Source organism: Aeromonas sp. 62-46, from assembly GCF_001898585.1.
In the GTDB taxonomy this organism is placed as follows: domain Bacteria; phylum Pseudomonadota; class Gammaproteobacteria; order Enterobacterales; family Aeromonadaceae; genus Aeromonas; species Aeromonas caviae.
The window spans coordinates 52,893-73,524 of the sequence record NZ_MKUI01000030.1; the positions used below are offsets into that span (position 1 = coordinate 52,893).

The 20,632-nt window shown below is 65.3% G+C and carries 18 protein-coding genes; 8 read left to right on the plus strand and 10 right to left on the minus strand.

Features of this window, described 5'->3' with window-relative positions:
- The first annotated feature begins 117 nt into the window (after positions 1 to 117).
- Complete coding sequence (locus BGO64_RS10240) at positions 118 to 1,566, plus strand: catalase (protein WP_286700624.1); 1,449 nt, start codon at positions 118 to 120, stop codon at positions 1,564 to 1,566.
- A 706-nt stretch (positions 1,567 to 2,272) separates the two neighbouring features.
- On the opposite strand, the gene BGO64_RS10245 is transcribed toward BGO64_RS10240, so the two are convergent.
- Positions 2,273 to 2,590, minus strand: a complete 318-nt coding sequence (locus BGO64_RS10245; RefSeq protein WP_039040821.1) for a DUF1496 domain-containing protein — start codon at positions 2,588 to 2,590, stop codon at positions 2,273 to 2,275.
- Positions 2,591 to 2,809: 219 nt separating this feature from the next.
- Here BGO64_RS10245 and BGO64_RS10250 point away from each other — a divergent pair, with 219 nt between their 5' ends.
- Positions 2,810 to 4,144, plus strand: a complete 1,335-nt coding sequence (locus tag BGO64_RS10250; protein ID WP_286700625.1) for a hypothetical protein — start codon at positions 2,810 to 2,812, stop codon at positions 4,142 to 4,144.
- An 80-nt stretch (positions 4,145 to 4,224) separates the two neighbouring features.
- Here BGO64_RS10250 and BGO64_RS10255 read toward each other — a convergent pair whose 3' ends face one another.
- Positions 4,225 to 4,602: a hypothetical protein gene (locus tag BGO64_RS10255; RefSeq protein ID WP_010675931.1), complete on the minus strand. Its 378-nt coding sequence runs from the start codon at positions 4,600 to 4,602 to the stop codon at positions 4,225 to 4,227.
- Positions 4,603 to 4,774: 172 nt separating this feature from the next.
- Here BGO64_RS10255 and BGO64_RS10260 point away from each other — a divergent pair, with 172 nt between their 5' ends.
- From BGO64_RS10260 to BGO64_RS10270, 3 genes are all read left to right on the plus strand, one after another.
- On the plus strand, positions 4,775 to 6,151 hold the full coding sequence (locus tag BGO64_RS10260; protein ID WP_286700626.1) for a bifunctional NUDIX hydrolase/phosphatase PAP2 family protein: 1,377 nt from the start codon (positions 4,775 to 4,777) through the stop codon (positions 6,149 to 6,151).
- Between the two features lie 9 nt (positions 6,152 to 6,160).
- Positions 6,161 to 7,246: an AI-2E family transporter YdiK gene (gene ydiK / locus BGO64_RS10265; protein ID WP_029314855.1), complete on the plus strand. Its 1,086-nt coding sequence runs from the start codon at positions 6,161 to 6,163 to the stop codon at positions 7,244 to 7,246.
- 365 nt (positions 7,247 to 7,611) lie between these two features.
- On the plus strand, positions 7,612 to 8,316 hold the full coding sequence (locus BGO64_RS10270; RefSeq protein ID WP_257711702.1) for an SDR family oxidoreductase: 705 nt from the start codon (positions 7,612 to 7,614) through the stop codon (positions 8,314 to 8,316).
- Between the two features lie 90 nt (positions 8,317 to 8,406).
- Here the strand turns inward: BGO64_RS10270 and BGO64_RS10275 are convergent, their stop codons facing one another.
- The 4 genes from BGO64_RS10275 to BGO64_RS10290 all read right to left on the minus strand — a co-directional run bounded on the left by BGO64_RS10275 (position 8,407) and on the right by BGO64_RS10290 (position 12,735).
- Entirely contained in the window at positions 8,407 to 9,528 is a 1,122-nt protein-coding gene (locus BGO64_RS10275) for an agmatine deiminase family protein (protein WP_223955902.1), read from the minus strand.
- Between the two features lie 16 nt (positions 9,529 to 9,544).
- Positions 9,545 to 10,654: an extracellular solute-binding protein gene (locus tag BGO64_RS10280; RefSeq protein WP_183149022.1), complete on the minus strand. Its 1,110-nt coding sequence runs from the start codon at positions 10,652 to 10,654 to the stop codon at positions 9,545 to 9,547.
- A complete protein-coding gene (aguB, locus tag BGO64_RS10285) occupies positions 10,651 to 11,550 on the minus strand; it encodes an N-carbamoylputrescine amidase (protein WP_286700627.1) in 900 nt (299 codons plus the stop codon). The genes BGO64_RS10280 and aguB overlap by 4 nt, the downstream gene beginning before the upstream one ends.
- A gap of 132 nt (positions 11,551 to 11,682) precedes the next feature.
- On the minus strand, positions 11,683 to 12,735 hold the full coding sequence (locus BGO64_RS10290; protein WP_042880411.1) for an agmatine deiminase family protein: 1,053 nt from the start codon (positions 12,733 to 12,735) through the stop codon (positions 11,683 to 11,685).
- 116 nt (positions 12,736 to 12,851) lie between these two features.
- Between BGO64_RS10290 and BGO64_RS10295 the strand changes: the two genes are divergently transcribed.
- Together BGO64_RS10295 and dhaR are read left to right on the plus strand one after the other, a co-directional pair.
- The gene (locus tag BGO64_RS10295) at positions 12,852 to 13,745 is read left to right on the plus strand and encodes a LysR family transcriptional regulator (RefSeq protein ID WP_286700628.1); all 894 of its coding nucleotides are present in this window, start codon (positions 12,852 to 12,854) and stop codon (positions 13,743 to 13,745) included.
- Positions 13,746 to 13,817: 72 nt separating this feature from the next.
- Entirely contained in the window at positions 13,818 to 15,719 is a 1,902-nt protein-coding gene (gene dhaR, locus BGO64_RS10300) for a dihydroxyacetone kinase operon transcriptional regulator DhaR (protein WP_286700631.1), read from the plus strand.
- 60 nt (positions 15,720 to 15,779) lie between these two features.
- On the opposite strand, the gene dhaM is transcribed toward dhaR, so the two are convergent.
- The 4 genes from dhaM to BGO64_RS10320 all read right to left on the minus strand — a co-directional run bounded on the left by dhaM (position 15,780) and on the right by BGO64_RS10320 (position 19,794).
- Entirely contained in the window at positions 15,780 to 16,496 is a 717-nt protein-coding gene (gene dhaM / locus BGO64_RS10305; RefSeq protein ID WP_286700629.1) for a dihydroxyacetone kinase phosphoryl donor subunit DhaM, read from the minus strand.
- A gap of 1 nt (position 16,497) precedes the next feature.
- Complete coding sequence (dhaL, locus tag BGO64_RS10310; RefSeq protein ID WP_005306235.1) at positions 16,498 to 17,127, minus strand: dihydroxyacetone kinase subunit DhaL; 630 nt, start codon at positions 17,125 to 17,127, stop codon at positions 16,498 to 16,500.
- A 9-nt stretch (positions 17,128 to 17,136) separates the two neighbouring features.
- Positions 17,137 to 18,207, minus strand: a complete 1,071-nt coding sequence (gene dhaK / locus BGO64_RS10315; RefSeq protein ID WP_286700630.1) for a dihydroxyacetone kinase subunit DhaK — start codon at positions 18,205 to 18,207, stop codon at positions 17,137 to 17,139.
- A gap of 228 nt (positions 18,208 to 18,435) precedes the next feature.
- Complete coding sequence (locus BGO64_RS10320) at positions 18,436 to 19,794, minus strand: NCS2 family permease (protein ID WP_041211908.1); 1,359 nt, start codon at positions 19,792 to 19,794, stop codon at positions 18,436 to 18,438.
- 206 nt (positions 19,795 to 20,000) lie between these two features.
- Here BGO64_RS10320 and BGO64_RS10325 point away from each other — a divergent pair, with 206 nt between their 5' ends.
- Positions 20,001 to 20,333 carry a cupin domain-containing protein gene (locus BGO64_RS10325; protein WP_041214071.1) on the plus strand — a complete coding sequence of 111 codons (333 nt, stop codon included), beginning with the start codon at positions 20,001 to 20,003 and terminating at the stop codon, positions 20,331 to 20,333.
- Positions 20,334 to 20,632 lie beyond the last annotated feature (299 nt).

The following is a 20,632-nucleotide window of genomic DNA, read 5'->3' on the forward strand; positions in this document are numbered from 1 at the left end:
AAGGCTGGCGTCTGTTTCCACCCCCATCAGCGAAACCAATCAAAGGGTTAGGCACACTCCATTGGAGCCGCTCCCCCACTTCCCCTAGTCTGGCGACTCATCACAAGGAGACCCGCCATGACCGACAAGACCCTGCGCAGCGCCAACGGCGCCCCCGTCGTCGACAACAACAACAGCCTCACCGCCGGCCCCCGCGGCCCCGTCCTGATGCAAGACATCTGGTTGATGGAGAAACTCGCCCACTTCGACCGCGAGCGCATTCCCGAGCGGGTGGTGCACGCCAAAGGCTCGGGCGCCTACGGCACCTTCACCGTGACCCACGACATCAGCGCCTTCAGCAAGGCCGACCTGTTCAACGCCGTCGGCAAGCAGACCCCGGTGTTCCTGCGCTTCTCCACCGTGGCCGGCGAGAAGGGGGCCGCCGATGCCGAGCGTGACGTGCGCGGCTTCGCCCTCAAGTTCTACACCGAGCAGGGCAACTGGGATCTGGTGGGCAACAACACCCCGGTGTTCTTCATTCGCGATCCCCTGAAATTCCCCGACTTCATCCACACCCAGAAGCGGGATCCCCGCACCAACCTGCGCAGCGCCACCGCCGCCTGGGACTTCTGGTCACGCCACCCGGAATCCCTGCACCAGGTCACCATCCTCTTCAGCGATCGCGGCATTCCCAAGAGCCTGCGGGAGATGAACGGCTACGGCAGCCACACCTTCAGCTTCATCAACGACGCCAACGAGCGCTTCTGGGTCAAGTTCCACTTCAAGACCGAGCAGGGCCACAGCTTCTACACCGATGAAGAGGCGGCCACCGTCGTCGGTCAGGACAGAGAGACCAGCCAGGCGGATCTGTTCAACGCCATCGAGCGGGGGGACTTCCCGCGCTGGAAGGTCTATGTGCAGGTGATGCCAGAGGCCGAAGCCCAGACCTACTCGATCCACCCGTTCGACCTCACCAAGGTGTGGCCCCACAAGGACTACCCGCTCATCCCGGTGGGCGTGCTGGAGCTCAACCAGAACCCGGACAACTACTTCGCCCACGTGGAGCAGGCCGCCTTCACCCCGGCCAACGTGGTGCCCGGCATCGGCTTCTCGCCGGATCGCATGTTGCAGGGGCGGCTCTTCTCCTACGGTGACACCCAGCGCTATCGCCTCGGCGTCAACCACGGCCTGCTGCCGGTCAACGCCCCGCGCTGCCCGTTCCACCACGGTGCCCACCGCGACGGCGCCATGCGGGCGGACAGCAACGGTGGCGCCAGCCCCAACTACCAGCCAAACCGCTTCGGCACCCAGCAGCCGAGCGAGCAGCACGAACCGGCCCTGAGTTTGGAAGGGGCTGCCCTGCACTACGATTTTCGTGACTACGACAGCGACTACTACAGCCAGCCGGGGGATCTCTTCCGCCTGATGGACGAGGGGCAGCGTGCCCGCCTCGCCGCCAACCTGGCCCGCTCCCTCATCAATGTGGAGGATGACGCCATCGTCGCGGCCCAGCTCAGGCACTTCGAGCAGGCCGACCCCGAGTACGCCAAACGGGTCGAGCTGGCCCTGGCCGCCCTGCAACGCTGAGTCGCAGGCAGCCAACCTCTGCAAAAGCAAAACGGGGGCCTGATGGCCCCCGTTCTCGCATGACGGTCTTTGATGAATGAAAAACGCAGCCAGAGGCTCCGTTTTTCCATGCCGCATCCATCCCGGACGCAGCGCCCTCGCGCTCTTCCCGCTCCTTTGCCAACAAGGGTTGGTACCGCCAGCTCACGACGGCAACGACGTTGTGCACTGGCAGAACGGCACCATTATCCACCTGTGGTAATAAACCTGCCTGCGGTAATGCACGTTTAGTCACCAATAAAAACGGAGCCCGAGGCTCCGTTCTTCCATGCCGTATCCATCCCGGACGCAGCGCCCTCGCGCTCTTCCCGCTCATTTGCCAACAAGGGTTTGTACCGCCAGCTCACGGCGGCAACGACGTTGTGCACTGGCAGAGCGGCACCATTGTCCATCTGTGGTAATAAACCTGTCTGTGGTAATGCACTTTTAGTCACCAATAAAAACGGAGCCCGAGGCTCCGTTGTTCAATGCGGTATCAATCCCGGACGGAACGCGCTTCGCGCTCTTCCCGCTCCCTTGCCAACAAGCGTTTGTACCACCAGCTACTGCGACGACGTTGTGCATTGGAAGAGCGACGAGCCATTGCTTAGATCCCAGTCAAGAGAAGAAAGAGCCGCATTATGCGATAGAGATCACGCCCGTGTCTGTAGCTGGATCAAGAAAAGGCTCACTGGCCCACCCGGATCGTCCGCTGGTTGCCCTCCGGTTCACCACTCTGTGACGGCGTCGTCACCTCTCGCCAGATCAGGGGGCCATTGGTCTCCATCGCCTGTTGCGGCGCGCACTCCAGCCAGAGCTCCCCCTGCTGGATACGGGCCCCCTGGGAGTATTTCTGATCCTGATACCAGCACACCCGCTCGGGCAGCGAACCAAGGGGCAGCACCAGCTCGGTGCCCACCGAGTGGCTGAGGGTGTTGGACGCCGGGGCGGCCAACGCGGGGAAGAGCCAGCCAAGGGCCAGCAGACAACCTGCACAACGGATCATGGGAATTCCTGTCACGGGGGAGTGAAAGTGTAAAGCGACCAGCAGAGCCCTCGACTTGACCAATAAATGTCGGCTCATCTGGCATTCCGGAAGCAATATGATAGCCTGCCTGCGCCCGCCAAGGCCTGTCAGGGTTCTGCCGTGGGCCCCCACCGGCATCGCCGGGATGCGGTAATGAATAACCCTTAATAATCAGATAATTAACTGGATATGTTGTCAATGCGTATCATGCCGTTGCTCAAGGCTGCCTGCCTGAGCCTGATGTTGTCCGCCTGTGTCGCCCCCCTGCTGATGATGAGCCCCACCAGCCAGCTGATGTGGGCCCTGCTCAAGCCGCTGGTCGGTTTCGATCCGAACGAGGCCAACCTGTTCGAGCAGCCGCTGATCAAGGACAGAATGACCGCCATGCTGGGGCCCAACTACGAGAGCACCATGCAACTGCTCAAGACCGCCGACGAGCTGCAACAGGAGGGGCCGCTCTTTTACGTGGTCTCCCGCTACGCCCCAGTGCCGGACGTAGCCAAGCAGGCCGGCATGGTCTGGAACGCCGACACCAACCAGCTCGCCGTCATGGTGCAAAAAGGTGACGGGGCGACCCAGGTCTTCGGGGAAAACCTGACGGCCGCCCCCCCGACCTGGCCCAGCGCCATGCAGGGCTGGCAGTCCCAGGCCACCCCGGCCGCCACGGCCCTGACCGGTGCCGGTCAGGGGCTCACGGGCGCGGGCAGTTCTCTGCTGGGCACCATGATGGGGGGCCTGCAACAGAGCGCCAGCAAGGCCCTGTCCGACTCCACCAGACAGGTGATCGGCAGTGCCGCCACCACGGCGCAGCAACAAGCCACCAAGGCGGTGAGCGACAGCGCCAAGCAGGCCGTCAGCAGCGCAGCGACCATCAGTGCCACCACCGCGCAGCAGCAAGCGACCAAGGCGGTGAGCGACAGCGCCAAGCAGGCTGTCAGCAGCGCAGCGACCATCAGTGCCGCCACCACAGCGCAGCAGCAAGCCGCCAAGGCGGTGAGCGACAGCGCCAAGCAGGCCGCCAGCGGCGCAGCCACCATCAGTGCCGCCACCACGGCGCAGCAGCAAGCCGCCAAGGCGGTGAGCGACAGCGCCAAACAGGCCGCCAGCAGTGCCGCAACCACGGCGCAGCAACAAGCCGCCAAGGCGGTGAGTGACACCGCCAAACAGGCCGTCAGCAGTGCCGAAACCACGGCGCAGCAACAAGCCACCAAGGCGGTGAGCGACACCGCCAAGCAGGCCGCCAGCAGTGCCGCAACCACGGCGAAGCAACAAGCCGCCAGCAGCGCAGCGACCATCAGTGCCGCGACCAGTGCACAGCAGCAAGCCGCCAAGGCAGCGAGTGACAGCGCCAAGCAAGCCGCCAGCAGCGCCGCAACCATCAGTGCCGCGACCATCAGTACCGCGACCAGTGCACAGCAGCAAGCGGCCAAGGCGGTGCAGCAACAGGGCGAGAAGCGGGAAGCGACTTCCGGCACCCTGAGCGATCAGGCCAGGGCGGATGCCGAAGCGGAGCTGGAAAAACTGCTTAACTGACTTTGTTAAGCGTCATGCCACCATAAAAACAGGCCATCACATGATGGCCTGTTGTTTATCTGACCCGTGGCAGGGGAAGATCAGAAATGGCGGTCCTGCTCGGTAGGCTTGGCACCCTTCTCTTCGCTGTGCTCGATGGCGGTGCGGATAAGGTCGACGCCGGCCCGGATGATCAGCACCCCCATGTTGACCAGCTTGACGCAGACCCACATGAAGGTGATGAGCAGGATCAACTTGAGCACCGTCTGGAATGCCTCCAGGAAGTTCTGCTCCAGCTGGGCGGTGAGCCCGTTGGCGCTGCTCATCAGCCAGGTGTACACCTCGCGCACGAAGGGGATCCGGCTCGGCATCTCCAGCACGTCCAGCGCCGCAGGCAGGGCCTGGAAGATGACGATGCTGCCAAACAGTATCAGGATGACGCCGATGGCAATCCCCAGAAAGAAACCGAACTGTCGCATGAAGAGCCCCACAATGTAGTGAATGAGAAGAACAATAGCCGCCAATACTAGGGACTGCCCGCGCAGACGGCAATCCTTGCGTCCCCCACAGGGTCGGTGCCCCCTGCAAGCCATTGCCCGGCCGTCTGATTTCTGTGACCCTTGTCCCCACTCCTTGCCCCTGGGTGTCATCATGTTTCGAGTTGTCTTCTGCCTGCTGCTGTTGCTGGGCGGTGCCCTGCCCGCCTCCCGCGCCGAATCCCCTCCCTCTGCGGCCGCCTGCGTGATCCGCCACCAGCAAGGGATCCTGCTGGTGCAGGACAGGCTCTCCTCGCGCTACAGCCTGAGCGGCGGTTACATCGACAGGGGGGAGACTCCGGAGCAGGCGGCCCTGCGCGAGCTGTTCGAGGAGACCGGCCTCCAGGGTCGCGTCACCGGCGAGCTGGGGCGCTGGCAACGGGCCAGGGTGTTCGCCTGCCAGACCCTGGAGCCCCTGCGGGTCCAGCGGGGGACGGGGTTTGTCTCCCTGCTCCAGGCCCCGGATCTCGGTGGCGAGATCCTGAACGCCAGGCTGATCGCGGCCGCCGACCTGCCCCCTGACCAGCGTCGCTTCCCGGCGCAGCTCGACTGGATAGCCCCGAGGCTGGCCGAGGTGCCCGAGAGCCAGGTGCTGTGGGTGACGGATTTCAGCGACGCGGCCAGTGCGCTGCACCGCGCCGAGTTGCCGCTGATCCAGCGCCTGCAACAATGGCTAGGGCCGGATGCGCTCTGGCCAAGGGCGGGCAATCTGCTGGGCTCGGCCCCCTTCCAGCTGGCGCTGCTGCCCTTGCTGCTGCCCCTGCTCGGCTGGTCCAGGCTGCGCCACCTGCTGTTTGCCATGGTGCTGCTCACCCTGGTGGTGAACCTGCTCAAGGCGGGCATCGGCTGGCCCAGACCCTTCCACCTGCAACCCGAGCTGGCCCGCCAGAGTGCCCAGGGCTTCGGCATGCCGAGCGGCCACGCCGCCTCGACCCTGCTCTACTGGGGCCTGCTGCTTGGCTGGCTGCCGGCGCTGCGGGCCTGGCAGGGGGCCTTGCTGGCCCTGTTGCTGGCCGGCGTGGCCGGGCTGGCCCGGGTCTGGCTGGGGGTCCACTTCCTCTCGGATGTGGTGGCCGGCCTTGCCCTGGGGGCCCTGCTGCTGGCACTGCGCGCCCCGCTGGCGAAGCTGGCGGCACGCCCGCTCCCCTGGGCCGGGGTGCTCATCGCCAGCGCCCTCTCGGCCTGGCTCACCCAGTCCACCGCCCTGGCCGGGCTTGCCATGTTCACCCTGGGGCTGGTATCGGGTAATCTGCTATCACTCGAACGGAGCCCCACCCCCGCCCTGCCCGCCGCACTGCTGACCCTGGCAGGGGGACTGGTCGTGGCAGGGCTCCTGTTCCTGGTGCCCGCGCTCACCAGCAGCTCTCTGCTGATCCTCGCGGGACAAGGGTGGCTCTTTGGCTGCCTGGGGTTCTGGCTCAGCGCCGGGCTCTGGTGGTCGTTGTCCGCTATCCGTCACGGTGCCCGAACCGGGCGCTCAACCCCTCGTTAAGGGAATGCCATGAATATGAAAAAAGTGGATTTGGCCAAGATCACCCTGGGCTTGCTGTTCCTCAGTCTGCTCATCATCTCGTGCTTCATGGTCTTGCGCCCCTTCCTGCCCGCCCTGGTGTGGTCGACCATGATCACCATCGCCACCTGGCCCCTGATGCAGATGGCCCAGCGCCTGCTGTGGGGCAAGCGCACCCTGGCGGCCTTGCTGATGACCAGCATCTTGCTGCTCATCTTCGTCATTCCCCTCTTCATGACGCTGGCCAACGTGGCGGAGAAGGCCCCCATGCTCATCGAGCTGGGCACCGAGCTCAGCCAATCCCCGCCCCCCGAGCTGCTCTGGTTGCAGCAAGTGCCCCTGGTGGGCGACAAGCTCTATGAGTTCTGGCAGCAGATCCTCGCGAGCGGCGGCCAGGTGCTGTTCACCAAGCTGGCCCCCTACTTCGGCCAGACCGCCCGCTGGCTGGCGGCCCAGGCGGGCAACCTCGGCCTGCTGTTCGTCCACTTCCTGCTGACCGTGGCCATCTGCGGCCTGCTCTACCACTCGGGGGAGAAGGCGGCAGAAGGCATTCGCCGCTTCGCCCACCGTCTGGCGGGCCAGCGCGGTGACAATGCGGTGGTGCTCGCCTCCCAGGCCATCCGTGCCGTCGCCATGGGGGTGGTGGTGACCGCCCTGGTGCAGTCCTCGGTGGCGGGCCTGGGCCTGCTCATCGCCGGCATTCCCTATGTCATGGTGCTGGTGGTGCTGATGTTCCTGCTGATCGTCGCCCAGATAGGCCCCTTCCCGGTGCTGCTGGCCAGCGTCGGCTACCTCTACTGGAGCGGGGACACCACCTGGGGCACCTTCCTGCTGGTCTGGTCCCTGCTGGCGGGCACCATGGACAACTTCCTGCGCCCCTTCCTCATCAAGCGCGGGGCCGACCTGCCCCTCATCCTCATTCTGGTGGGGGTCATCGGCGGCTTGCTGGCCATGGGGATCATCGGTCTCTTCATCGGCCCCGTGGTGCTGGCGGTGGGCTACACCCTGCTGGATGCCTGGATCAAGGAAGATGACCAGCCGGCGAGCGCTCTGGTGGAGCCGCCCAAGGCGCCGTGACGATTCATTCATCCCCGATGCAAAGAGCCGCCCCAGGGCGGCTCTTTTGTTTATTACCGTCCCATGCAGGTTCGATGAGCGAAGCATAATCGGACGATCGAGATGCCGCTGTCCGGTGTGTCCATGAATCAGCGGCATCTGCAGCAGGGAAATATGGATGGCTGTTATAGCGGGAGAATTGATTTACGCGAACGTCCGATTACCCCTTACGGCTAATCGAGCCAACGGCTGGTCGCGGTGTTTAGAACCAAAGTTCGAACCGGAACGCCAAAACACGAACCAGGGTTCGAGTCACTCCTTCCCCTCCCCTGTTCCCTGCCGAAGGCGCCCGCCACAATGCCTGCACCATTGGAGGAGAACACAAGATGAACGAACTGAGAGCAACACGGGCCCTCATCAGCGGCGGCGCCAGCGGCATCGGACTGGCCATCGCCGAGGCCCTGGCCAGCCAGGGGGTGGAGCTGATCCTGGCTTCCCGCCGTCTGGGGCTGCTGGAGCAGGAAGCGGCCAGACTGGAGGCGCGATACGGAGTGCGAGTCATGGCACTGGCGCTGGATGTGTGCGACGGCGATCAGGTGCGGGACGGCCATGCCCGGATCCGGGAGCGGCTCGGCCCCGTCGATCTGCTCATCAACAACAGCGGGGTCGGCAGCGACCACCTGGTGCAGGATCTGCCGGAATCGGAGTGGGACAGGGTGATGGATACCTGTGCCAAGGGCACCTTCCTGCTGACCCGGGCCTGCCTGCCGGACATGCTGGCAAACCGCCACGGCACCGTCATCAACATCGCCTCCCAGGCCGCCAGGCACGGCTATGCCAGGGCCAGCGTCTACTGCGCCGCCAAGTTTGCGGTGCTGGGGTTTGCCCGGGCACTGCGGGAAGAGGTGCAGCACCAGGGCGTCCGGGTCCACACCCTCTGTCCCGGACTGGTGCAGGTGCCGCCCCCGGCCTGCCCGGGCGATCGCAAGCCCGGCTGGCTGCAGGTGGAGGATCTGGCCGAGGCCGTGCTCTATACCCTGCGCCAACCCCCTCACGTCCAGCTCGACGAGATCGGCATGACGGGGATCTGAGCGAGGCGCCATGGAACGCCAGCAAGAACAAGGGGCGCCGAGGCGCCCCTTGTTCTGCGTCACACCGCCAGAGGCGGCCTGCGCGTAAGATCAGGCAGGTTGATGGAGGGTGATGCAGTGGATGCCGCCGCCACCGGCCGCCACCGGGTCTATGTCTATCTGCACTATCTTGCGCCCCGGATAGAGGCGGGCCAGCAGATCCCGGCAATGGCGGTCGGCCCTGGCATCCCCGAACTGGGGAGCGATGACGGCGCCGTTGATGGGCAGGTAGTTGATGTAACCGGCGGCAAAGTCCGGGCTGCGGCTGAACTTGTTGTCCCGCCCGCCCAGAGGCGGCGGCAGCTGATGCAGCTCCAGCTTGTTGCCGTCGGCGTCCGTCGCCTGCTGCAGGATGGCGAGGTGCTGGCGGGTCACCTTGTAGTCGTAGGAGTCGGGATCGTTGTCCATGTTGATCACCACCACCCCGGGGCGCACGAAGCGGGCGTAGAAGTCCACGTGGGCATCCGTGATGTCCTTGCCCTTGATCCCCGGCAGCCAGATGATCTTGCGCAGCCCCAGGTTGGCCTTGAGCTCCGCCTCCACCTGCGCCTTGGTGAGGCCGGGGTTGCGGTTGCTGTTGATCCAGCTGCTCTCGGTCATGATGGCGGTGCCGTTGCCGTCCACCTCGATGCCGCCCCCCTCACCGATGAGCTCGCTCTGCAGGTAATAGGCATCCGTCTGCCGGCCCACCAGGGCGGCGACCCTGGCGTCATGGCTGTGCTCCTGCTTGTCACCCCAGCCGTTGAAGTTGAAGTCCACCAGCCCGAGCGCCCCCTGCTCGTCCTGCACGAAGACGCCGCCGGTATCCCGCAGCCAGATGTCATCCATCTCGGCGTGGACGAAGTGGGTGTTGCGCTCGCCGCACAACTGGCGCGCCAGCGCCTCGTCATCCTCGTGGCAGAGCACGTTGACCCGGGTGTAGGGCACCATGGCCTGCACCAGCCGCCCTATGGTGGCCTGCACCTCCTTGTAGTGGCGACCCCAGATCTCGCTGGTGGCCCCGAAGGCCACCCACACCAGGGCCTGGGGGGAGGACTCCTCCGGCATGTGGTAGCGAGCGGCGGCGCCGGGTTCGCCGGCGGCGAAGGCCGCGCGGGCACCGGGCAGGCTGCCAAACCCGGCAATGGCGCCAAGGGCAACCAGCTGTTTCAATACGTGGCGTCGGGAAAACATCGTTCTACTCCTGGGTTCAGAGGCTGCTCTTGAAGCGAGTCCAGGCTCGCATGCGGGCACGCATCTGGGATTGTGCTATATCCTGACCCGGAATGAGCCGCTGGTAGCTGGCCTCGTCCAGGTAGATATCCGGGTTGGCCGTCATGGTGGCATCCACCATGGGTCTGGCCTTGGCACTGGCAGTCGGATAACCGGTGCTGTTGGTGATGGCCGCCATGTTGGCCGGGCGCATCACGAAGTTGATAAAGGCATAGGCATAGTCAGGATGGGGGGCATCCGCCGGGATCGCCATGGTGTCCATCCAGATGGTGCTCCCCTCCTTCGGCAATCGGTATTCGAAGTCGACCCCCTTGCCCGCCTCGGCGGCGGCGCGCCTGGCCTGGGTCATGTCGCCGCTGTAGCCCAGGGAGAGGCAGAGATCCCCGTTCACCAGCTGGGTCACCGGCTGGGACTGGAACTTGCGGATATAGGGCTTGATCCCCTTGAGCAGGGCCAGGGCCGCCTCCAGATCGTCCGCCTTGCCGCTGCGGGGATCCCGCCCAAGATAGTGCAGCACCACCGCCAGCACCTCGTCCGGGGAGTCGATGACCGAGATGCCGCAATCTGCAAATTTCGCCGCCAGCTCGGGCTTGAACAGCATGTCCAGGCTGTTCACCGGGGCATCCGGCATCCTCTGCCGGATGGCGTCCGCATTGTAGGTGAGCCCTATGGTGCCCCAGGTGTAGGGCACCACCGCCTCCTTCGCATGGGGGTAGGCCTGCTGCAACCGCGCCAGGCCGGGGTCTATGTCCCCCAGGTGTTGCAGCTTGCCCTTGTCGAGGGGCTGCAGGCTGCCCGCCCGCATCAGCCGCTCCGCCACCGTGTCCCCCGGGAAGATGAGGTCATACCCGCTGCGACCCGCCATCAGCTTGGCCTCCAGGGTCTCGCTGCTGTCCATCACGTCGTAGATGACCCGGATCCCGGTCTCCCGGGTGAATTCGCTCAGGGTATCGGGGGCGAAATAATCGGACCAGTTGTAGAGGCGCAGCACCTTCTCCTCTGTCGCCTCCCCCGCCCCTTCTGCGGCCTGGGCCCCCAGACCCAGCAGCAGGGCCAGCCCCATGGCTATCTTGGTCAAGGCGCTCATGATGGACGCCCTCCCCGCTGGCCCTGCCCATCCAGGCTCAGCAAGGCGCCATACATCTCGGGGCGGCGATCTCGATAGATGCCCCAGGTCAGCCGCTCCTCGGCCATGGCGGCGAGATCCAGCTCCCGCACCAGCACGCCCGGGGTATCCCTGTCCGCCTCGGCCAGCAGGGCCCCCTTGTGATCCGTGATGAAGGAGGAGCCATAGAAGCGCATCTGCAACGCGGGATCCCGGGTCGCCACCTCGCGTCCGATGCGGTTGGCGGCGATCACCGGCATGATGTTGGCGGCGGCATGGCCACGCTGGGTCAGCTGCCAGTGATCCCGCGAATCGAGCCCCTCTGCCCCCGGCTCCGAGCCGATGGCGGTGGGATAGAACAGCAGCTCGGCCCCTTGCAGCGCCATGGCGCGGGCCGCCTCCGGGAACCACTGATCCCAGCAGATGCCGACCCCGATGCGGCCAGCGGCCGTGTCCCAGACCCGAAACCCCGTGTCCCCCGGGCTGAAGTACTCCTTCTCCTGATAGCCGATGGCGTTCGGGATATGGGTCTTGCGATAGACCCCGAGCAGGCGACCATCCGCATCCGCCATCGCCAGGGAGTTGAAGCAGGCGTTGCCCGCGCGCTCGAACCAGCTGATGGGCAACACCACCCCCAGCTCCCGCGCCAGGGCCGAGAAGCGGCACAGCACCCGGCTCTGCTCGAACGACTCCGCCAGCGCCAGATGGCCGTGGTATTGCTCGATGCAGAAATAGGGGGTGGCGAAGAGCTCCTGCAACAGCACCAGGTTGGCCCCCCTGGCGGCGGCGTCCCGTACCAGGCTCTCCGCTGTGTCCAGATTGCGCTCCAGCTCCCAGCTGCAAGCGAATTGTGTGGTGGCGACAACGATCTTGCTCATCCGGATACCCTCCCTGACACGCGTTCCCCCTGACAGGCAAACTGCATGGTTGCGACGACCTTGTTCATGAATCTCTCCTCCCTGATCCCGTCATGAGGCCTCGCAGACGCCTGACGAGGCCGCTCCAAACGCTTACCCCTGCACCGGCCAGGCCGGCTGCTGCTGGGTGATGCAGTGAATGCCGCCCCCGCCGTGGGCCAACTGGTTGATGCGCACCGGCACCAGCTGCCTGTTCGGGAAGGCGCGCCTCAGCACTTCCCCAGCCGCCTCGTCCGCACCTACGCCGTAGGCGGGCATGATGATGGCGCCGTTGGCGATGTAGAAGTTGGTGTAGGAGGCGCAGAACACCTCCGCCTCGGCGTCCACCGCCTCGCTCGCCTCGAACAGCTCGAGGCACTCGAAGGAGCGACCTCTCGCATCGGTGGCCAGGGCCAGGGCTCGGCGGTTCTCCCGCACCACGCGGCCATAGGTGGAGTGCCCGTCCAGGGTGGCGTCCACCAGCAGGTGGCCGGGGCGGCTGAAGGCGCAGACCCCGTCCACATGACCGTCCGTCATGTCACCGGTGACGTGGTCCGGATCCCCCGGCAGCCAGATAGTCTTCTCGATGCCGAGCAGGCGGCTGAAGATCCGTTCGATCTCCACTTTGGTCATGCCGGGATTGCGGTTGCTGTTGAGCAGCACCGACTCCGTGGTGATCAGGGTGCCCTCCCCATCCACATGGATGGCGCCCCCTTCGTTGGCGAGGAAGCTGCCGATGCACTCCAGCTCCAGGCTGTTAAGAACGCGTCGCGCCAGCCCCTCGTCCAGACCGTGGGCCGACTTGCCGCCCCAGGCGTTGAAACGCCAGCTGATCCCGGCGGTGCCAAGCTCGGGATGGCAGATGAAGGTGGGGCCGGAGTCACGGCACCAGCTGTCATCCACCGGCAGGGGAATGAAGCGCACCCCGTCGCCGCACAGGGCGCGAGCCTCCGCCTGTGCGGCGGGATCCACCACCAGGTTCACCGGTTCGAAGCGGGCGATGGCATTGACCACCCGGGCGAAGTCCTGCTGCACCTGGGGCAGGGTTACGCCCCAGCCGTTTTCCCACAGCGCCTTGTTGTGCGGCCAGACCATCCAGGTCGCCGCGTGCCGGCACCACTCCGCTGGCATGAACCAGCCCACAGCCCTCATTCCCTGCTCGCGCATCTCAGCCTCTCTGATTAGGTACTATTAAGGTTATTGACGATGGGAATAGACTATTCTCCCCTTTGATGGGTAAAAAACGATCGATTTTCGATAAAAGTGATAAGCGGAGCTAATCAATGATGTTCAAACACTGGCCCCCTCTCAACGTGCTGCGCGGCTTCGAGGCGGCGGCCAGGCTCGGCAGCTTTCATCAGGCGGCCCAGGAGCTGCACCTCACCCAGTCTGCCATCAGTCAGCAGATCCGCTCGCTGGAGGAGCTGCTTGGCCAGCCTCTGTTTCACCGCCAGGGACGTTCCGTCGCCCTGACCGACGCGGGCCAGGATCTGCTGGAGACGACCCAGCAGGTGCTGCTGCAACTGGCGGTGGGAATACAGCGCCTCGAGCAGTACCGCAAGCCGAACCAGCTGGTGCTCAACACCAGCACCACCATCGCCCGCCTCTGGCTGCTGCCCCGGCTGGCCGACCTTCACCGCCAGCATCCGGGCATCGATCTCTGGCTGTTCACCAGCGACGACACGCCGAACATGGCCGAGCAGACCATCGACATTTCGCTGCGCTGGGGGCTGGCTCCCCAGGCGGAATGTCGCCATCAGCCGCTGCTGGCGGATCGGCTGCTGCCGGTGGCGAGCCCGGCCGTGCTGGCACAGCCCGCGCAGGAGCGCACCACCCTGCATGGGGAGCGGGAGATGGACTGGCACCACTGGACCCTCAAGGGCGGCGACGATCTGCACCTGCAGACCCAGGGGCTCAACTTCTCCGATCCCGGCTTGTTGCAGGATGCGGCCAGCGCCGGGCTCGGGGTGGCACTGGCGAGCGAGCTGCTCTCTCGCGACGCACGCCGACAGGGGTGGCTGCTGCCCCTCTCGTCCCACCGGGTGGCCGGGCCGAACTGGAACATGCTGATCCATCAGGAGAGCGAAGCCAGCCCCCAGTGCCGCGCGGTGAGCCAATGGCTCCAGCAGCAGTTTGCCGCAGAGGCCGTCACCCGGGACCAGGACGCGACACTCTGAGAGCGGTCACTGAATCGGAGCGGCAAGGGTGATTAAATGGCCCCTTCCCTTTTGCCGGATATCGCCGTGACCATGCCATCCGTTCCCCAGCCCCTCTCGTCCTGGCCCGAGCACCTGCAGGCCTCCTGGCTGCGCTGTGCCCACCAGACCAGCGCGGCCCTCTGGCATCCTCCCCACTGCGCCAGAGGGCAGACCCTGGAGAGCCTGCGCCAGCGCAAACGGGACCTGCTCACCACCGGCGAGATGGCGCTGGAGGATCTCTACGAGTTCATGGAGGGGCGCCCCTGCGCCCTGCTGCTCACCGACGAGAGCGGTTGCCTGCTGGCCCGGACCGGCCACCCCGATACCCTGCAGGCGCTGGCGGCACTCGGTTTTGGCCCAGGCGCGTTTTTCAGCGAGGGACGCATCGGCACCAATGCCGTCAACCTGGCGGCCCTGGAGGGGGTGCCGCTCTGCGTCAGCGGCCCCCAGCACTTCAACCAGCATCTCCACCCCTGGCACTGCTGTGCCAGCCCTGTCTACAACAGCACCGGTCGCCAGGTGGCGATCGTGGCCCTGATCTGCCGGGTGGAAGAGGCCGCACCGGGGGATCTCGCGCTCACCGTCAGCGCCGGCCGTGAGCTGGCCAATCTGCTGCAGATGGAGCGCCTGATGCAGGAGTCCCAGCACCACTTGAGCGAGCTCTATGCCCTGCTGGATGGCATGGAAGACGGCGTGCTGGCCTGGGATCCCCAGGGGCGGCTGCGCTACCTCAACGCCCTGGCGGCCAGTCGACTGCAACTCGACCCGGCTGTCTGCCTGGGTCAGCCCCTCGATCACCATCTGCTGTTGCCCCAGCGCCTGCGTCTGGCCATCGCGGAGATGACTCCCCTGAGCCATGTGGAGGTGACGCTGGAGCGGCGGGAGACCCGGGGCGAGGCCTTCATCGACGCCCTGGTGAGCCTCAAGCCCCTCCCGGGGCCGGACGGGGTCAGCTTCATCGTCCTGCTCCATCCCACCGATCGATTGCGCGCCATTCATCAACTGCGCCAGACGGTGCCCGAGCTCTCCGCCCTGGTGGGAGAGTCGAGCGCCATGCGCAAACTGCTGCGCCACGCCCGCCAGGCGGCCAGGGGACAGGGCCCCGTCCTGCTGCGAGGGGAGGAGGAGGTGGGCAAGGCCCAACTGGCGGAGGCCATCCACTTTGGCAGCGAGCGAGCCGCCGGCCCCCTGGTCATCTTCAACTGCCAGGCATGGCCGAGTGAGCGGATGGCGCTGGAACTCATGGGGTCCGACGAGGCGGGGCAGGAGCGGGCAGGCAAGTTCGAGCTGGCTCACGGTGGCACCCTGGTGCTGGAGCAGGTGGAGTGGCTGCCCGCCCCCATGCAGGCCGCCCTGCTGCAACTGCTCAAGACGGGGCGCATCCAGCGCTTCGACTCCGCCCGCATCCTGCCCCTCAGGGTGAGGATCATCGCGACCAGCAGCGCCCCGCTGGAGCAGCGGGTGCAGGAGGGGGGATTCGGGCGCCAGCTGCTCTATGCGCTGCAAGGGTGCGAACTCTGGCTGCCGAGCCTGCGGGAGCGCCGCGCCGACCTCCCCGGACTCATCCGCCAGCACCTGACGGTGCAGGGGGGCGAATCGGGACGCCAGTTCACCCCTGACGCCCTCGACTGCCTGCTGGCCTACCCCTGGCCCGGCAACCTGGGGGAGCTGCGCAGCGCCATCGAGTACGCCCAGCTTCATTGCAGTGAGGCACAGATCCCGCCCCGGGCGCTCCCGGCCGCCATCCGCCAGGGTCATTGCCTGCTGGCGGACGAGGTGGTGGGACAGCCGCTGCTCACCCTGGCGGAGCTGGAGCATCAGGCAATCCTGCGGGCCGCCCGTGCCAGCAAGGGCCAGGTCAGCCAGATGGCGCGCCAGCTCGGGATCAGCCGCACCACCCTCTGGCGGCGGCTCAAACTGCTCGACATCGATCCCGCCGACTACCACCACTGACCAGAACGCCCCTCAAAAAAAGCGGGCCCCGTCGTGACGGGGCCCGGATGGGGGAATGTTTCAGTCGCCGAAGCGATCCCGCGCCAGTTGCTGGAAGCAGCTCAGCACCGCCCCGGCATCCTCCCCTCGCGCCAGCAGGATGAGCCTGTCCCCCTGGCGCACATCGAGCATGGCGAGCCGGCTCAGGCTGCGGGGATTCGCCTCTTTGTCCCCCTTTTGCAGCTTGAGTTCAGCGGCAAAGGGCTTGAGTGCCGCGACCAGCCGGGCGGCGGGGCGCACATGCAGGCCGTGGGGATTCTCCACCACCACCTCGCAGCGCAGCCAGCCGTCGCCGGCAACAGGGGCTGCCTCCGTGGTAACCTGCGCCGCACTGGCAGGCAGCATTCCCTGTTTCGGACCCAGCGCGCCAAGCGCCTCGGCAGCCACCTCGTCCAGCGTCAGGCCTGCGCCAGCGGCCACCACGGCGGCCAGAGTGCCCTCGACCAGCGGGGCGGGGCTGAGCCGCACCCGGGCGCTCAACTCGGAGGGCAGCAGCTCGAGGGCGGTCTCGGCGCTCAGGAGGGCGCTGCCCAAGTCCATCAGCACCAGCACCCCGCTGCCGTCGTCCGCCTCTTCCATCGCACTCATCACGGCGATGGCGTCGGTGCCGATGGGATGGGCGGGGTCATCGACCCCGGCCGCCAGCAACAGCTTCGCCGGGCTGCCCAGCTGATCGGCCAGGGCTTTCAAACCGGCCGCAAGCATGGCGCTGTGAGAGACCACTACGATGCCGATCATGTCACAACCTCGCTCTGTCACGCAGGGCGGTCAGCAGCAGCAGGGTCGAGGTGGCCCCCGCATCCTGATGGCCGATGCTGCGCTCACCAAGATAGCTGGCGCGCCCCTTGCGAGCCTGCATCTGGATGGTGGCCTCGGTGCCGGCTGCGGCGGCAGCCACCGCCTTGTCCAGCGCCTCGGGGAGCGGCAGGCCCTGTTGTTCCGCCTGCTGCAGGGCGGCCAAAGCGGGCCACCAGGCGTCGCACATGGTCTTGTCACCCGGCTCGGCGCGGCCGCGGGAGACGATCCCCTCCACCCCGTCGCTCAGCATCTTGCCGAGCTGGCCGAGGGTCAGGCTCTGGCAGGCATCGCTGCTGGCCGCCGCCCGGATGAAGAAGGTGCCGTAGAGGGGTCCGCTGGCGCCGCCGACCGAGGAGAGCAACGTCATACCGGTGGTTTTGAGCACCTGGCCGATGTCCTTGTCCGCCACCGCGGGCAGCTTCTCCGCCACCTTGGCAAAGCCGCGCTGCATGTTGAGGCCGTGGTCGCCGTCGCCGATGTCGGTATCCAGCGCGGTGAGGTAGTCACGCTGCTCGGTGAAGATGTGCTCGCAGTCGAGCAGCCAGTTGACGATCTGATGCTTGCTTAACATAAATATTCCTCAGCAGCCGCGCCGCAGGGCCGGGGTGTGAACGGGGGCATCCCACAGGGTCATCAGCTCGTCATCCACCTTGAGCAGGGTGATGGAGATGCCGGTCATGTCGAGGGAGGTGCAGTAGGGGCCGATGAGGTTGCGCACCAGGTGGATGCCCGCCTCTTCGCACAGGGTGGCGAGGCGGCCATAGACGCCGTAGAGCTCGGAGATGGGGGTGCCGCCGAGGCTGTTGACCAGGACGATGACCCGGTCACCCCCATTGAGCGGCTCGATAAAGGTGTGCTCTTCCTGCCAGCTGCCGGTGGCTCTGTCCCAGTGGCGCAGAGTGCGGCCATAGGGGCTGTTGTCGGTCAGCTCCTTGAACATGTCGTCCACCAGGGCGTTGAGGTCGGTGAAGGGACGGAGCTCGATGCCCGGCTCGCCGTGGATGCCGACGCCGAACTCCACCTCGTTGTCAGCCAGGATGAAGGAGGGCTTGCCCGCAGCAGGCACGGTGCAGGCATTCATGGCCACGCCTATAGTGCGGCTCTGGTTGTTGATGCGACGGGCCAGCGCCTCGCAGCGCGCCAGATCGTAGCCCGCCTCGGCGGCGGCACCGACCAGCTTCTCGCACAGCACTGTCGTGGCAACACCACGGCGGCCAGCGGTGTAGAGGCTGTCCTTCACCGCCACGTCGTCATCGATGAGGGCGAAGCCCACCTTGACCCCGTCACCGTGCAGCAGCTCGACCGCGGTCTCGAAGTTGAGCACGTCGCCGGTGTAGTTCTTCACCAGAAACAGCACGCCGGCGCCGCCGTCGACGGCCTGACCGCACTCGTACATCTGATCCGGGGTCGGGGACGTGAAGATCTCGCCGGGGCAGGCACCATCCAGCATTCCTTTGCCCACCAGGCCACCGTGCATGGGCTCGTGGCCGCTGCCGCCACCGGAGACCAGCGCCACCTTGCCCGTCACGGGGGCGTCGGCGCGGGTGATGTAGTGGGGTTCGATTCTCACCTTGAGCTCGGGGTGGGCAGCGGCCATCCCCATCAGTTGTTCACGGACCACGGCATCGACAGCGTTGATCAGCTTCTTCATGGCTCACTCCTTGGCTTGCCACCACACGGGTGGACAGATGGTTGATGCAGCCAGTCTAGCGAGCCATAGGGGGATAAAAATGACAGGGGTTTCGGTTCGGATCTGAAACAGCAAACAAAGCCTGACGTTTCAATCTGAAACGAGCGAATGGGGAAGATCCGGGAAAGTGCTAGCCGCCTCACAGCCATGAAAAAGGGCCCCGCAGGGCCCTTCTCGATAGCGTGAAGATTAGATGGCCCAGCCACCGGCGTAGAAGATCACCAGGGCCACGGCGATGATGACGGTGCCGATGTTGAGCTTCTTCCACTCGGCGGCAAACAGGCGGCCGACCACCAGGGCCACGAAGCCCAGCATGATGCCGGTGACGATGTTGCAGGTGAGCACGATGAAGACGGCGCACAGCATGCCGGAGAGGGCATCGACCGAGTCGTTGAAGTCCAGCTTGGTGACGTTGCCCAGCATCAGCAGGCCCACATACATCAGGGCCGGTGCGGTGGCGTAGGCTGGTACCAGATAGCTCAGCGGGGAGAGGAAGATCATCAGCAGGAAGAGCACGCCGACCAGGGTGGCGGTCAGACCTGTCTTGCCGCCGGCAGCGGTCCCTGCGGCGGATTCGATGTAGACGGCTGCCGGAGCACCACCTACCATGCCCGCCACCATGCTGCTGACGGAGTCCGCAGTCAGGGCCTTGCCACCGCTGATGATGTGACCACGCTCGTTGATGAGGCCAGCCTGACCGGCCACGGCACGGATGGTGCCGGTGGCGTCAAACACGGCGGTCATCACCAGCGCCAACACGGTCGGAATCACCACCGGATTGAGGGCGCCCAGCAGATCCATGCTGCCCACCAGGGAGCCATTCTCGCCACTCAGGCTCGGCATGGCGAAGAAGCCCTGCCAGGTCACTTTCGGATCGAAGATAAGGCCGAGGATGGAGATGGCGATGATCACCATCAGGATACCGCCCGGCACCTTGCGGCGCTCCAGGCCGAAGATGGCAGCCAGACCCAGCACCGTCATGATGACCGGGAAGGCGGTGATCTCGCCGAGCTGCACCGGCAGGCCAGCCCCTTCATTCTTGATCACCATGCCGACCCCGTTGGTGGCGATCAGCAGCAGGAACAGGCCGATACCGATGCCGGTACCGTGGGCGATGCCGGAGGGGAGGTTGTCCAGGATCCACTGGCGCACGCCGGTGACGCTGATCAGGGTGAACAGCACCCCCATCAGGAAGATGGCGCCCAGCGCGACCGGAATGCTCAGCCCCTGACCCAGCACCAGGCTGAAGGCGGTAAAGGCGGTGAGAGAGATGGCACAACCGATGGCCATCGGCAGCTTGGCCCAGAGCCCCATCAGCAGTGAGCCGAAGGCGGCGATCAGACAGGTCGCCACAAACACCGGGCCCTGCTCAAAACCGGCTGCGCCCAGCATGTTCGGCACGACGATGATGCTGTAGACCATCGCCAGGAAGGTGGTCAACCCGGCCAGCAGCTCCTGTCGCACCGTGCTGCCACGCTGGCTGATGGAGAAATAGGAATCCAGAAACCCGCCATTGCCGGCGCGGGCCGTCGTTTGTTGCGTTGCCATAGTTCATCCTGAAAGTGTGAAGGAAATCGTTTGCTTGCTGGCGCGCAAAATAGCAAGAATTTGGCGAGATTGCAGCGGATAAGCCTCCATTTCCCCGAAGTTTTTCATAAAAGGGCTCGTTGGAGGCCTCATTTTCCATGAGAGCGGCCCATCCCAAGCTTCTACACTCTTAGCTAGCCACGTTCCCATCTACCGGAGAGAAGCCCATGCACACAGGCAACCTGCTTGGCCAGATCCCCTCCCCCCTGCCCAGTGAAGTGTTCGCGGATCTGGTCAGCACCAACAATGTTCGTATCGAGCGCATTCTCTCCCAGGGACAGCAGACCCCTACCGGAGAGTGGTTCGATCAGGATGAACACGAATGGGTATTGCTGGTGCAGGGAGAGGCCATCCTGGTCTTCATCACACCGGATACCGGGGTACAGGAACGCGTCCATCTGGGGCCGGGGGATTACATCAACATCCCGGCGCACCTTCAGCACAGGGTGGAGTGGACCCATCCGACCGAGACAACCATCTGGCTCTGCGTCTATTACTAGCAAGCTCACGGCTCAAGAAGGCAATGCTTCTGCTGCGAATATCGAAGAGGAGACCGTGGAGACGAAAAAAAGCCCAGTCTTTCGACTGGGCTTCTTGTTAGTGGCATAACGGACGCAGAGACGGATAAAGTCCGGCTCAAGCACAAGGGACAACAGAGCAGGATCGAGTTGTCAGTGGCAAGTCGCAGCCCTGGTGGTTGCCTCTTGTTTCCTGAGATCTTATCCAGACGTCAGAAAGCAAAAAGGCCTTCCCGATAGGGAAGGCCTTTCAATTTAGTGGCGGAGCGGACGGGACTCGA